Origin of the sequence: Kitasatospora sp. NBC_01560 (genome assembly GCF_045208415.1) — a bacterium.
In the GTDB taxonomy this organism is placed as follows: domain Bacteria; phylum Actinomycetota; class Actinomycetes; order Streptomycetales; family Streptomycetaceae; genus Kitasatospora.
The window spans coordinates 8575909-8589551 of the sequence record NZ_CP109364.1 but is presented as its reverse complement, the minus strand read 5'-3'; the positions used below and the strand labels follow the sequence as shown (position 1 = coordinate 8589551).

10 protein-coding genes and 1 riboswitch are annotated in these 13643 nt (G+C 74.0%); all 10 genes read right to left on the bottom strand.

All coding sequences use genetic code 11. From position 1 onward, the window contains the following. Window positions 1-200 precede the first annotated feature (200 nt). Window positions 201-1037: a hypothetical protein gene (locus tag OH807_RS36720; RefSeq protein ID WP_406208344.1), complete on the bottom strand. Its 837-nt coding sequence runs from the start codon at window positions 1035-1037 to the stop codon at window positions 201-203. A gap of 563 nt (window positions 1038-1600) precedes the next feature. Then, window positions 1601-3376, bottom strand: coding sequence for a dipeptide ABC transporter ATP-binding protein (locus tag OH807_RS36715; protein ID WP_406208341.1), 1776 nt, complete (start codon window positions 3374-3376; stop codon window positions 1601-1603). After that, window positions 3369-4379, bottom strand: a complete 1011-nt coding sequence (locus OH807_RS36710) for an ABC transporter permease (protein WP_406208338.1) — start codon at window positions 4377-4379, stop codon at window positions 3369-3371. The genes OH807_RS36715 and OH807_RS36710 overlap by 8 nt, the downstream gene beginning before the upstream one ends. Beyond that, window positions 4380-5459, bottom strand: a complete 1080-nt coding sequence (locus OH807_RS36705) for an ABC transporter permease (protein ID WP_406208335.1) — start codon at window positions 5457-5459, stop codon at window positions 4380-4382. Beyond that, window positions 5456-7096: an ABC transporter substrate-binding protein gene (locus OH807_RS36700; RefSeq protein ID WP_406208332.1), complete on the bottom strand. Its 1641-nt coding sequence runs from the start codon at window positions 7094-7096 to the stop codon at window positions 5456-5458. Before OH807_RS36700 ends, OH807_RS36705 begins: the two co-directional genes overlap by 4 nt. Window positions 7097-7344: 248 nt before the next feature. Next, a riboswitch (SAM riboswitch) is annotated at window positions 7345-7454 on the bottom strand. A gap of 273 nt (window positions 7455-7727) precedes the next feature. Beyond that, the gene (locus tag OH807_RS36695; protein ID WP_406211382.1) at window positions 7728-8249 is read right to left on the bottom strand and encodes an NUDIX hydrolase family protein; all 522 of its coding nucleotides are present in this window, start codon (window positions 8247-8249) and stop codon (window positions 7728-7730) included. A gap of 179 nt (window positions 8250-8428) precedes the next feature. Beyond that, the gene (locus OH807_RS36690) at window positions 8429-9340 is read right to left on the bottom strand and encodes a glutathione S-transferase C-terminal domain-containing protein (RefSeq protein ID WP_406208329.1); all 912 of its coding nucleotides are present in this window, start codon (window positions 9338-9340) and stop codon (window positions 8429-8431) included. Between the two features lie 112 nt (window positions 9341-9452). Beyond that, window positions 9453-10808 (bottom strand): M20/M25/M40 family metallo-hydrolase, encoded by a 1356-nt coding sequence (locus tag OH807_RS36685; protein ID WP_406208326.1) that lies wholly within the window; start codon window positions 10806-10808, stop codon window positions 9453-9455. After that, window positions 10805-11638: a GNAT family N-acetyltransferase gene (locus OH807_RS36680; RefSeq protein ID WP_406208323.1), complete on the bottom strand. Its 834-nt coding sequence runs from the start codon at window positions 11636-11638 to the stop codon at window positions 10805-10807. Before OH807_RS36680 ends, OH807_RS36685 begins: the two co-directional genes overlap by 4 nt. A gap of 578 nt (window positions 11639-12216) precedes the next feature. After that, the gene (locus tag OH807_RS36675) at window positions 12217-13611 is read right to left on the bottom strand and encodes a DUF6519 domain-containing protein (protein WP_406208321.1); all 1395 of its coding nucleotides are present in this window, start codon (window positions 13609-13611) and stop codon (window positions 12217-12219) included. Window positions 13612-13643: the final 32 nt, after the last annotated feature.

The following is a 13643-nucleotide window of genomic DNA, read 5'->3' as shown; positions in this document are numbered from 1 at the left end:
TGTGTCGTCGCGCGCAGAGATCCTGCGCGGACCAAGATCCTATCTCGTGAACACGACAAGACCTGACAGCCCGTCACCCGCGGCGGGCCGAACGGCGCAGGTGGGGGCGGGTGCGCGGCCAGGGGGCGGGGGCGGGGGCGGGTGCGCGGCAAGGGGCCGGCGTGCGGCCGCCGGGCGGGTGCGCAGCCGGGGAGCGGGGCTCAGCTCCGCGGCGGCCCGGCCAGGAACCGGTGGAGCGAGGCGGCCGTGGCGGCGGCGAACGCGGCCCGGGCCGGCTCGTCGATCCGGTCCAGCGAGAGGTAGGGGTTGAGGTCCTCCAGCTCGACCAGGAGCAGCTCGCCCTCCGGTGTGCGGCAGGCGTCGACGCGCTGGATGCCGTGGTCGAGGGTGTTCCACTCGACGAACCGGCGGGCGAAGGCGAGGTCGGCCCCGGTCGGCTCGTAGCGCTCCAGCACCCAGCGCCGGTCCGGGTCGGGGGCGTACAGGGCGTACTGGAAGGCGTCGTCGACGAAGAAGAAGGACACCTCGTAGCGGAAGTCGATGCGCGGCTGCACCAGGATCTCGCCGTACGCGAGGGCGGGCAGCCGCTCCGGGGCGACGAACTCCAGGCCGATCGAGTCGGCGCCGGCCTTCGGCTTGACGGCGTACTGGGCGGCCTCCGGCAGCCGGTCGAGGTCCTCGGGCCGGTCGACGGTGGGGATCACCGGGTAGCCGGCGGCGGTGAGGTCCAGCAGGTACTGCTTGCCGGCCATGTCCCCGCACCCGGAGAGCGGGTTGTAGACCCGCGTGCCGCGCGCCGCCGCCGCGCTCCGGAAGGCCTCGTACTGCTCCTGGTAGTGCAGCACCGGGCCGCTGTTGCGGACCACCACGGCGTCGAAGGCGTCCATCAGCGCGACGGCGTCGAGCGGGTGGCAGAGCGCGAGGTCGAAGTCCGCGCGGAGCCGGGCGGTCAGCTGGATGTCCTCGTCGCAGTAGCGCCGGCCGCGGGCCTGGTAGGCGAGGTCGGTCACGAACAGAACGCGGGGGCGGGCGGGCACGGTGCATCTCCTCGGTCGGCGGCCACCAACCTACCCACGATCACGGGCCGGCGGGAACCCGTCGCCGCAGATCAGCGCCCCTGCGACCGGGCCGCACCGGCCGCGGCGGGCGACTGCCCGGAGCGCGCCGGCGGCCGGCACCCGGCCCGGCCGGCGGGGCCGGTCCGCCGCTTCGGCGGTGCCCGTCGAGGCCGCTCGCCCTCTCGGCCCGGTTGTCATGACTGAAACACCGTCCGACCGGGCATACCGTCAGTAGCCCACCGATGGGCCCGGTTGAGACTCCCCCACGAGCGCAACCGGGCCCCAGGCCGGCGACCGGGCCTGGACGTGACTCCCCCCACGGAGTGGCGACCAGGCCCGCATGGTGTTCAACCAGCGACACGCAGCGTACATGTCATCTCCACGTAGCGCTACCGTGCCGTCCGCGGGGCTTCCCCCGACGCCCCGGGCGCGGTCGGCCGGGCCGCCCCGGCGGGCAGCCGAACGGCCCGGCGGACACTGCCCGCCGGGCCGCTGAGCAGCGCGGATGCCGCCCGACCCGCGCTCGCGCGGGGTTGCTCCCGTCAGGCGCCCACCGGGCTGCGGTCCCGGCGCGCCTGCCGGATCGGGTCGGGCACGGGCAGCGCGGCGACCAGCCGCCGGGTGTACGCGGCTCGCGGCGCGCCCAGCACCTCGGCGGCGCTGCCCGCCTCGACGATCCGGCCGCGGTGCAGCACGGCGACGCGGTCCGCCACCTGCTGGACCACCGCCAGGTCGTGGCTGATGAACAACGCGGCGAAGCCCAGCTCCCGCTGGAGCCGGACGAACAGCTCCAGCACCTTGGCCTGGACCGAGACGTCCAGCGCCGAGGTCGGCTCGTCGGCGATCACCAGCTGCGGGCGCAGGGCCAGCGCCCGGGCCAGCCCGGCGCGCTGGCGCTCGCCGCCGCTCAACTCGTGCGGGTGGCGGTCACCGTAGGCCCGGGGCAGCTGCACCGACTCCAGCAGCGCGTCGACCTCCGCCCTGACCTCCCGCCGGCCGAGCTCGCGCCGGTGGACCACCAGCGGCTCGCCCACGCACTCGGCGATCGTCAGCAGCGGGTTGAAGCTGGTCGCCGGATCCTGGAAGACGAACCCGAGCCGGCCCGCCCGGCTGCCCGCCGTCGACCGGCGCGCCCTGCGCAGTCGCCCCCGGGCCGCCAACGGCTCTCCCAGCACGTCGAGTTCGCCCGAGCTGACGCCGGCCAGCCCGGCGACCGCGCGGCCGATGGTGGTCTTCCCGGAGCCGCTCTCGCCCACCAGGCCGAGCACCTCGCCGGGGCGGATCTCGAAGCTGACGCCGTCCACCGCCCGGAAGGCCTTGCTCCCGAGGCGCGCGGGGTAGTCGACGGTCAGGCCGGCGGCCCGCACCACCGGCGCCACGGCAGCGGCGTCACCCGCACCGACGGCGTCCGGACCGGCGTCACCCGGACCGACAGCGCCACTGCTCCGCACACTCCCGGAGCCCCCGGGGCTCGCGGCAGTCCCGGCAGTCCCGGCAGAAGGCGGCACTGCCGAGGTCTCGAAGACGGGCACGGCCGCGAGCAGTTGCCGGGTGTACGGGTGCTCCGGCGCGGCGAACAGCGTCCGCACCGGAGCCTGCTCGACCACCCGCCCGTCCCGCATCACCGCCACCCGGTCGGCCAGGTCGGCCACCACGCCCATGTTGTGCGTGATCAGCAGGATCGCCGTGCCGAAGTCCGTCCGGCAGCGGTGCAGCAGTTCGAGGATCTCGGCCTGCACCGTGACGTCCAGCGCGGTCGTCGGCTCGTCCGCCACGATCAGCCTGGTGCCCAGCGCCAGCGCCATCGCGATGACGGCCCGCTGCTTCTGACCGCCGGAGAGCTGGTGCGGGTAGTGGTCCACCCGGACGGACGGCTCGGGGATGCCGACCTTCTCCAGCATCTCGATCGCCCTGGCCCGCCGCTCCGCCCGCGTCCCGCTCCCGTGCGCCCGCAGGCCCTCGGCGAGCTGCCAGCCGATCGTGAACACCGGGTTGAGCGCGGTGGACGGCTCCTGGAAGACCATGGCGGCGTGCGAGCCGCGCAGGGCGCGCAGCCGGGCGCGCGAGGCCGTCAGGACGTCCTCCGCCGGCTCGGCCGAGCCGTCCCCCAGGAGCACCCGCCCGCGGGTGGTGGCGGTGGCGGGGAGCAGCCCGAGGACGGACTTCGCCGTGACCGTCTTGCCGCTGCCGCTCTCGCCCACCAGGGCGAGCACCTCGCCGGGCGCCACCGTCAGGTCGACGCCGCGGACGGCGGGCTCCTGGCCGGCGTCGGTGCCGAACGACACGTGCAGGTCCTCGATGCGCAGCAGGTCAGTCATCCCCGGGGCCTCCGTCCGGTCGTGCGGACCGGTCGGGGGTGCGCCCCTCGTCCGGCGTGCGTCCCCGGCCGGGGCGGCGGCGCAACCTCGGGTCGGCCAGGTCGGTCAGGCTCTCGCCGAGCAGGGTCGTCCCGAGGACGGTGAGGACGATGCCGATCCCGGGCGGGACGGCCGTCCACCAGATCCCCGATGTCACGTCCGCCACCGAGCGGTTGAGGTCGTAGCCCCATTCCGCCGCGGAGTTGGGCTCGATCCCGAAGCCGAGGAAGCCCAGGCCCGCCAGCGTGAGGATGGCCTCGGAGGCGTTGATGGTGAGGATCAGCGGCAGGGTGCGCACCGAGTTCCGCAGCACGTGGTGGAACATGATCCGCCACGTACCGGTGCCGATCACCCGGGCCGCCTCGACGAAGGGCTCGGCCTTCACCCGGGCCACTTCGGCGCGGACCACCCGGAAGTACTGCGGCACGAAGGCCACGGCGACCGAACAGGCCGCCGCGCCCAGGCCGCCGACCAGGCTCGACCGGCCGCCGCTGATCACGATCGACATGACGATCGCCAGCAGCAGCGAGGGGAAGGCGTACATCGCGTCGGCGAGCCCGACCAGCAGCCGGTCCAGCCGCCCGCCGAGGTAGCCGGAGACGAGGCCGAGCAGCACGCCCGCGACCACCGGGAGCAGCAGGGCGGCGGCGATGATCTCCAGGGCTGTCCGGGTGCCCCAGAGCGTGCGGGAGAGCACGTCGTACCCGGCGATGGTGGTGCCGAGCAGATGGGAGCCGCTCGGCGCCTGCTGCGAGCCGAACAGCTTCTGGCCCTCGCCCAGTTGGGCGTAGCCGTAGGGGGCGAGCAGCGGGGCGAACACGGCCGCGAGGAGGAAGAGGCCGGTCAGCGCCGCCCCCGTCAGCAGCATGACGCGCTGCAGTCCGACGCTGCCGCGCACCCCGGTGGGGAGCGGGAGCCGCCGGCGCGGCACGGGGGCCGGCCGGGTGAGCAGGTGGTCGGCCACTCAGTACCTCACTCGGGGGTCGATCAGCGCCGCGACGACGTCGACGAGGAAGTTGGTCACCGCGACGACCACGGCGAACACCGCCACGATCCCCTGCACCGCCGTGAAGTCACGGGCCGTCAGATAGTGGGCGAGCTCGTAGCCGAGACCCTTCCACTCGAAGGTGGTCTCGGTGAGCACCGCGCCGCCGAGCAGGCCGGCGATCTGCATCCCGAGCACGGTCACCACGGGGATCAGGGCCGGCCGGGTGGCGTGCCCGGTCACCAGCCGGAACCGGCCGACGCCGCGGGAGCGGGCCGCCTCGACGTAGTCGGCGGAGAGCGTGCCGATCAGGTTGGTCCGGACGAGCCGGAGCAGGACCCCGGCGACGAGCAGCCCGAGCGCGACGCTGGGCAGCACCGCGTGCGCCAGCACGTCGGTGACGGCCGACCAGTCACCGCTGCGCAGCGCGTCCACCAGGTACAGCCCGGTGCTGCTCGACCGGTCCTGGAGCTCCAGTTGGACGTCGATGCTCGCCCGGCCCGAGGCCGGGAACCAGCCCAGCCCGACCGCGAAGACCAGCTTCAGCAGCAGCCCCAGGAAGAAGACCGGGGTGGCGTAGTTGAGGATGGCCAGCAGCCGCAGGGCCACGTCCGGCGCGCGGTCGCGGTAGGAGGCGGCGACCATGCCCAGTGGCAGGCCGACGACCAGCGCGACGAGCAGCGCGAAGCCGGCCAGCTCGACGGTGGCGGCACCGAAGGTGCTCAGCACCTCGGAGACCGCGCGGTTGTCGGTGGCGGTCGTGCCGAAGTCCCCCGTGAGCACGGCACGCAGGTAGTCCAGGTACTGGCTGAACAGCGGGCGGTCGTAGCCCGCCTGGTGCAGTTTGGCCTGGAGCTGCTCGGGGGTCAGGCGGTCGCCGAAGGCGGTGGTGATCGGGTCTCCGGTGGCGCGCATCAGGAAGAAGACGACGCTGACCAGGACGAGCACGGTGGGGATGATGAGGAGGAAGCGGACGATCAGGTAGCGGGCGAGACCGTACCCGGCGGCGCCGCCGGCCGAGCCGACGGCGCCGGAGGTTTCCTGCGCGTGGACGGTCACTTCTTCGAGAGCTCCGCCCAGCGGAACTGGTAGGCGCTGGTGAGCTTGTCCGGCACGCCGGCGATCCCCTCGCGGGTGACGATCGCGGTGGAGCCCTGGAGCAGCGGCACCAGCGGCACGGCCGCGGCGGTCGCCTCCTGGGCCTGCTGGATCAGGGTGGTGCGCTTGGCCGGGTCGGTCTCGGTCTCCTCCTGCTTGATCAGCGCCCGGACGGCGGGGTCGTCGTAGGCGTTGTTGACCCAGTTGTTGTCGGCGTAGAAGGAGGCGAGGTAGTTGTCGGCGTCGAGGTAGTCCGCGTACCAGCCGAGCTGGTAGAGCGGGTACTGGTCGGCGACGCGCTCCTTGCCGTACTGGGCCCAGGCGGTGGACTGGAGGTTCACCTTGAACAGGCCGGTGGCCTCCAGCTGGGTCTTGATCAGTGCGTACTCGTCCGCCGAGGAGGAGCCGTAGTGGTCGGTGTTGTACTGGAGGTTCAGCGCGACGGGGGTGCTCACCCCGGCCGCCGAGAGCCGCTGGGCCGCCGCGGCCTTGTCCGGACCGCCCTGCTTGTCGCCGTAGAGCGCCTTGAGGGCGGGGGTGGCACCGGTGATGCCGTCGGGGACGGAGGTGTAGAGCGGCTGGAAGGTGTTCTTGTAGACCTGGGAGGCGAGCTGGGCCCGGTCGACGGAGTCGGCCACGGCCTGACGGACCGCCAGCGCCTTGGCCGGGTCGGCCTGTTGGGTGGCGGAGCCGAACGGCTGGGTCTTCAGGTTGAAGACGATGAACCGGATGCCGTTTCCGGAGCCGGTGTGCACCACGACGCCCGGCTTGGTGGAGAGGTCCTGGAGGTCCGTGGTGGGCAGGGTGCGGTAGACCGCGTCGATGGTGCCCTGCTGGACGTCGAGCTTGAGGTTGCCGGCGTCCGTGTAGTACTTGAGCTGGATGTTCTTGGTCTTCGCGGCGCCGAACAGGCCCTGGTAGGCGGCGTTCGCGGTGAACGAGACCAGCGAGTTCTTGTCGTAGGTGCCGATCGCGTACGGGCCGGACCACGGCTTGGCGGAGACCACGGCAGCGTCGTCGAGGATCTTGTCGGCGGGGAACACCTGCTCGTCCACGATGTAGCCGGCCGCGGTGGAGAGGATCTGCGGGAAGAGCGTGTCGTTGGCCGACTTGAGGGTGAAGACGACCTTCGCCGGGTCGGTGGCGTCCACCGACCGAAGGTTGTACAGCAGCGAGGACGGGCCGTTCTTGTCCGCGATCCCGAGCTGCCGGTCGAAGCTGAACTTGACGTCGGAGGAGGTCAGTTCGTGCCCGTTGGCGAACTTCAGCCCCGGCTTGAGGGTGACGGTGTACGCGTTGGGGCCGGTCAGCTCGACCGCGGAGGCCAAGTCCGGTGAGACGTCCGAGGAGCCGTTCTTCGCGGTGAGCAGCGTCGCGTAGACCTCGCTCTCGATCGTCCCCGAGCCCGCGTCCCAGGAGCCCGCCGGGTCGAGGCCGGTCACCTGGTCCGTGGTGCCGATGGTGATGGCCTTCGCCGAGCTCCCGCCGGCGCCGGTCGTGCTCCGCGCACTGGTGCAGGCCGTCAGGGCCACCAACGTCGCCGTGCCGACGGATATCACACCGATGCCGCGAACGGCCGAAGTTCTGAAGGATGACATGGGAGTTCTCTGCTTCCGCGCGCTTGATGGACGCGAGCACGCCGGGGCCGCCGGACGGGTGGCCGGGAGCCGGGCAGGGTGCGCTCGCGTGGGAGGTCGGTCACTGGGCCCGGACGGCCGACGGCCGTCCGGAGGCGGTCAGTGACGACAGAGCGCGCTGGACACCAGCAGCAGATCGATGTGGCGGCGGCGGAAGAACCCTGCCATGCCGACCTCCTGGTGTGTGTGACCCCGGCCCGTGGCCGGTGCAATCGCGCTTGCGGAACGGAACGTCCACCGAGCCTTCACCTGGAGCACCCCACCGCGTCAGGGGGTTGCCGTCCGGCCAGCCAGGGCTTGAACACCGGAACTCGTGGCGCGCTGGAACCGTAGATCAACAAGTTCCCCGGCGTCAATGCCTGTTGGAGGCGCCCGCGGAAGAGTGACCACACCGACACCTGATCAGGGGGTGGTCCCGGGCGGGCGCACGCTCCTCCGCGCGGCGGTGCCGGGCCGACCGACAGTGGCTCAGGGCGCGGCGGAGGGTGCCGAGAAGGGCAGGGCGGAGGGCGCAGAGGAGAGCACGGTCGCGGTCACCCGGCGGCGGCCCCCGGCCGGGTGCGGCCCCGGCCGGGCGCGCCGCCGGGCCGGGTCAGCAGCCGACGTGGGCGAGGGCCCGCTTGAGCAACGCCCCCTGCCCGCCCGGCATGTCCTGCTGCACCAGCGGCGAGGCGGCCTCCGCCGGGCTGAACCAGACCAGGTCGAGGGCGTCCTGACGCGGCCGGCAGTCGCCCGCCACCGGAATGATGTAGGCCAGGGACACCGCGTGCTGGCGGGGGTCGTGGAACTCGGTGATGCCCAGGGTCGGGAAGTACTCGGCCACGGTGAACGGCTGCAGGGAGGCCGGGATCCGGGGCAGCGCCACCGGGCCGAGGTCCTTCTCCAGGTTCCGCAACAGGGCGTCACGGACCCGCTCGTGGTGCAGCACCCGGCCGGAGACCAGCGTGCGGCTGACCGTCCCGTCCGGGCCGATCCGCAGCAGCAGTCCGATCTGGGTGACCTCACCGGTGTCGTCGACGCGCACCGGCACCGCCTCGACGTACAGGATCGGTATCCGGGCGCGGGTGGTCTCCAGTTCCTCGGGAGCGAGCCAGCCCGGCGTGGTTTCCGTCATGTCAGACATTGGGCGATCGTACGTTCCCGGGGCTCCCCCGTGCTGACGCCCCGCCCGGCGGAGCAGGCAACGCCCGCCGTTCCCGTGCCGATCCGCCGCACCGCCCACGCCCGGCCGGTGCCCCCGCGGCGCGGTGCCCCGGGACGCACCGCACCCCCGGGGCACCGCCGGCCCGGGCCTCAGACGGTCTGCGGCCGCTCCGCCGGGGCGTTCCAGTCGGGCACCTCGGCGCCGGGTGTGCTGAAGGTGGCGAAGTCCGTGGTGCTGCCGAACGCCTTCTGCTGGTAGAGGTCGCGCGCGTAGGCCCACAGGTGCGGGTACTCGGCGAGGCCGGGGTTGATGGCCCGGTCGTGGTTGCTCCGGGCGTCGTAGCGCACCAGCGTCACCCAGAGCCGCACGTCCGCCTCGGTCAGCCGCTCACCGAGCAGGTAGCGGCGGGTGGCCAGCCGGGCGTCCAGCTCGGCGAAGGTCTCCAGCAGTGTCGTGCGGGCCGCGAGCGCGGCCTCCCCGGTGCCGGCCGCCGGCCCCACGCCGTGGTTGACGGCCGGGCCCAGCCGGGCGTCGAGGGCGTCGATCTCGGCCCGCAGGTCCTCCGGGTAGGTGTCGGCGCCGTTGCTCCAGCGGCCGAACTGCGTCGCCAGGTCGATGCCTATGCCGGTGAAGTCGTTGCTGACCACCCGTCCGGTCGTGCGGTCCCAGAGCGTCGGCACCGAGACGTGCCCGTCGAAACCGGGCTCGGTCCGCTCGTAGGCGTCGCGCAGCAGGGTGAAGCCGTTGACCGGGTCGGGGCCGTGGGTCTCCCGGAAGGCCCAACCGCGGGCGTCGCGCCGGTCGTCGACGTAGGAGACCGAGACGGCGTCCTCCAGCCCGTTGAGGGCGATCTGGATGGTGACGCGCTGCGCCCAGGGGCAGAACCAGCCCGCGTAGATGTGGTAGCGGCCGGGCTCGGCGAGGTGACCGCTGCTCCCGTCGGCGGTGATCCGCCCGTTGAAGCGGTAGAGCGGGCGCTCGTCGCCGGGCGTCCGGATGATCCGGTACTCGCCGTGGGCGGCGGTGTCCACGGGGCTGGCGTAGTTCACGTGCTGACTCACATCGAACTCCTCGAAGGGGGCGGAACGGTGCGGTGAAGGGGGTGGAACGGTGCGCCGGTGCGCGCAGCGCTGCCGACCGGCGGCGGGCTCGCCGGCCGGCCGGCGAGCCCGGTCAACAGGAGCGCAGGAAGCGGTCCAGGACGCGCGTCCCGAACTCCAGGGCGTCGACCGGCACGCGCTCGTCCACACCGTGGAAGAGCGCGGTGAAGTCCAGCTCGGCGGGCAGCCGCAGCGGCGCGAAGCCGAAGTGACGGATGCCCAGGCGCTGGAAGGACTTGGCGTCGGTGGCGGCCGACAGCATGTACGGGAGGACGCGCGCGCCCGGGTCCTCGGCCCCGATGGCCAGCGCCATCGCGTCGACGATCGCGCCGTCGAAGGTGGTCCGGACGGCCGGCAGGCTGTCCCACTCGCGTTCGACGTCCGGCCCGAGGAGGTCCGCGAGTTCGGCCTCGAACTCCTCCTCCCGGCCCGGCAGGATGCGCACGTCGACGGTGGCGCGGGCCTGCGAGGGGACGACGTTCCCGGCGTGGCCGGCGTTGAACAGGGTGACGTTGGCGGTGTCGCGCAGGCTCGCGCCGATCAACCGTGACAGGTGCCCCAGCCGGGCGACGGCCGCCTCCGGGTCCCGCTCGTCGAACGGGACACCCGTCAGTTCGGCCACTCCCTCCAGCAGTTCGCGCACCGGGTCGGTGAGGATCAGCGGGAACCGGTGCGCCTCAAGACGGGTGACGGCCGCCGCGAGTCTGCCGATGGCGGTGTCGGTGTGCAGCATCGACCCGTGCCCGGAGGTGCCGGTCGTCCGCAGCCGCAGCCACATCACGCCCTTCTCCGCCGTCTCGACGAGGTAGGCCCGCGCGCCGCCGTCGAAGGTGACCGAGAAGCCGCCGACCTCGCCGATCGCCTCCGTGACCCCCTCGAACAGCCCGGGGTGCTCGTCGACGAGCCGGCGCGCGCCCTGGAAGCCACCGTTCTCCTCGTCGGAGACGAAGGCGAAGACGAGGTCCCGCGGCGGGACGACGCCCTCGCGCCGGAACCGCCGGGCGACGGCCAGGGTCATCCCGACCATGCCCTTCATGTCGACGGCGCCGCGCCCCCAGAGGTACCCGTCGCGGACCTCGCCCGAGAACGGGTGGACGGTCCACTCCGCCGGGTCGGCGGGCACCACGTCGAGGTGACCGTGGACGAGCAGCGCACCGCGCGTCGGGTCCGCGCCGGGGAGCCGGGCGATCACGTTGCCGCGTCCGGGCCCGGTCTCGACGTAGGTCGGCTCGTAGCCGGCCTCGGCGAGCCTGGCGGCCACGTACTCGGCGGCCGCCCGTTCGGTGCCGGTGGCGCCCGGGTCACCGGGGTTGGTGGTGTCGATCGCGATCAACTCGGAGGCCAGCGTGACGACTTCGCGCACCGCGGCTTCGGCCTCGGGGCCCGCGCCGGGCCGGCGGGCGGGGTCCGTCCCGGGCGCCGCCGTCACGCGCCCTGCTCCCCGCCGGGGACGCGCAGGCCCAGGAAGGTGACCTTGCGGCGGAGCCGGAACCCCAGCGACTCGTAGAGCCGGATCGCCGTGCTGTTGGCCGCGGAGGTGTGCAGGAAGGGCGTGTCGCCCCGCTCGCGGATCCCCGCCGCAACCGCTCGCACCAGCCTGGTCGCCAGGCCCTGCCCGCGGTGGGACTCGGCCGTGCAGACGGCGCTGATCTCGGTCCAGCCCGGCGGACGCAGCCGCTCCCCCGCCATCGCGACCAGCTCGCCGCCGCGCCGGATGCCCAGGTAGCCGCCGAACTCGATGGTGCGGGGCAGGAACGGGCCGGGCCGGGCGTGTGCCACCAGCGCCAGCATCTCCGGTACGTCGGCGGGGCCCAGCCGGACGGCCTCCTCGTCGGGCTCGGCCCGCAGGCCGTCGTCCACCAGCTGCACACCGGGGCCGTGCATGACGATCTCCCAGTGGCCCGGCACGGTGCTCGGGTCGCCGGTGGCACTGAGCACGGTGCCCGGCCCGAACAGGGCCGCCAGGTCGCGCCAGGTCTCCTCGTCGGGCCGGTCCGGGAGGGCCGCGAACGGCGACACGTCAGCCGGGTAGCGCAGGACGTCGCCGCGCCGCTCGGCGAAGTGGGCGTGCGGGCCGAGCAGGGCGGCCCGGGCCGGATTGTCCAGGGGGTGGCGGTGCCGGTCGCCGTCCGCGGCACCGCGCGGACGGCTCCCGGGGCGCGGACGGGGCGCGGACCGCCCGGGCACCGCGGGCCTCGGACCGGCCGGTGACGGGCCGGCCGGCGCACCGTCGGGGGTGAGCAGGGGGTGCTGGGGCATGCGAAGCCGTTCCTCGTTCTCGGTCTTCCCGGTGCCTTCGGCCGCGGTCCGTCCGGCGTCGGCCGGGGGCCTGCCGGGGCCGGGGGCCGGGGAGACCGGGGCCCGCCGGGACAGCAGGACGGAGGGGCGGAAGGGCACAGAGCTGGACGGACGGACGGGCGGACGGGACGGCCGGGCCGGAGCGCGGGCCCGCCCCGCCTGCGGGAGCACAGACGCGAGGGCGTGTCGGACCGCTACGGGCAACAGAGGCCGGTCGGGGAGCCGACGCCGTCGATCCAGCGGCGCCGCACGAGCCGGGCGTCACGGGCCCGCCCGTCGGACACGGCACGACGGGGGTCACCCTCCGGTCGGCACGCCGCACGCGACCGGCGCAGGCGTCCGAAGACCACCCGCTCGTCCCGCAGCTGGCGTGCGTACATCGTCCGTCCGTTCCACATCCGGCGACCGTGAAGGTCAACACTACCGCTCGGCGGCGCCGATTCCAGGGGCAATGTCGGATCCCCGCGCGCGGACGCCCCGGCGGTGTGCCCCGGCCGGGGCGCGGTGCCCCGGGGCGGCGCTCCGGGGCACCGCGGCGCTCAGTTCGGGCGCGGGAACGGAATGCGCAGGTCGACGACCTGGCGGACGGGATCGCCGACCCCCTCGACGACCGCCAGGGGCGCGTGGTGGTAGCTGATGCCGTGCGGCTCCCGCGCCTGCGGCCGGCCGTCGGCGTCGGCCGGCCACTCCACGTCGCCCGTGACGACGCGGGCGGGGATCAGCCAGTGGTCGCCCGCGCGGTACTTGCGGGGCTTGGCCGGATCGTCACTGCCCGTGAACCTCACCTCCACGCCGTCCTCCAGCGGGAGCCAGTCGTCCTCCTGGACGAGCAGGGCTCCACCGGTCCCGGTCCCGGTGCCGCCGCCGTCGCTCGCCGGCGCCGGGCGCCGGTGGTCCCAGCGGCGCAGCGCGGGGTGGCGGCCCGGGTCGGAGCCGATCGCCCGCCGGTTCGGGTCGGTGGACGGATCGGCGTCGAGCACGACCCGGCGCGCGGTGCGGTCGACCTCGGCGACGGCGTGGAGCCGGGGGCTCGGCCGGTCAGCCGTGTCGTCGGGCCCCCGGTACACGCAGCTGTCGTCCACGAGCTCGACGAGGTCGCCGACCTCCAGGCCGAGCCGGGCGTCCCGGCCGAGCGTGTCCAGTTCGACGGTGGCCCCGGCGACGGACCGGACGGGCAGGGTCACCGAGCCGTTCTCCCGGGACCACTTGAACGTCGCCGTGCCGGCCGGACCGCCGCGGTGCACCTCCACCCGGTAGAGCTGGTTCTCCAGACCGCGGTAGCCGGAGTCGGGCGACAGGTCACTGGGCTCGCTGTCGCCCCGGGCCTGCTGGGCCCGGGCGGTGAGCAGCGGCCCCGGCTTGAAGGCCTGCGCGATCAGGCCGCTGAGGAAGCGCACCGCCGTCCCCCGGTCGGGGATCCCCCGCTCGGCGACGAGGGGGAGCCAGCAGATCTGCCAGACCACCTTGGTCCGCACGGTCGTGTCCGGCCCGTGCAGGCCGAGCGCGACCTCGCGGATCGCCGGGTCCTCGTCGGCGGTGACCAGCCGCTCCCAGACCCGCAGGTAGACCAGGAACGCCCCGGCGGGCAGCGCCGGGTCGCTCTGCTGGTCGAGGTGGCCGTCGGGTTGGGTCCAGTACTCGGTGGTGCCGGCGGACTCGCACAGGATGCCGTCGACGTACATCCGGCCGCCCGACACCTTGAGGACGCCGCCGCTGAAGTCGACCTTGAACCCGCCGTCGGCCTTCCCGTCCGGGCCGGCCGGGTAGGCGGCGGGCCCGAGCACGTCCGCGGCCAGGGTGCGCAGGTAGTGGAGCAGGATCGCCGTCTGTTCGTTGATCTCGGAGTCGAGTTGCACCCGCCCCTGCTGGGAGAGGACGGCCGAGAAGCCCCGGGCCGCCTGGTCGAAGGTGATGCGGGAGAAGTCGCCTTGCATGGTGGGTTCGCTCCCTGGCTGAGCTGCGACTG

Bases quoted from the DNA above. Each gene is read 5' to 3' on its own strand.
- OH807_RS36715 (WP_406208341.1), bottom strand. From the start codon at position 3,376: ATGACTGACCTGCTGCGCATCGAGGACCTGCACGTGTCGTTCGGCACC.
- OH807_RS36700 (WP_406208332.1), bottom strand. From the start codon at position 7,096: ATGTCATCCTTCAGAACTTCGGCCGTTCGCGGCATCGGTGTGATATCC.
- OH807_RS36695 (WP_406211382.1), bottom strand. From the start codon at position 8,249: ATGACGGAAACCACGCCGGGCTGGCTCGCTCCCGAGGAACTGGAGACC.
- OH807_RS36680 (WP_406208323.1), bottom strand. From the start codon at position 11,638: ATGCCCCAGCACCCCCTGCTCACCCCCGACGGTGCGCCGGCCGGCCCG.
- OH807_RS36675 (WP_406208321.1), bottom strand. From the start codon at position 13,611: ATGCAAGGCGACTTCTCCCGCATCACCTTCGACCAGGCGGCCCGGGGC.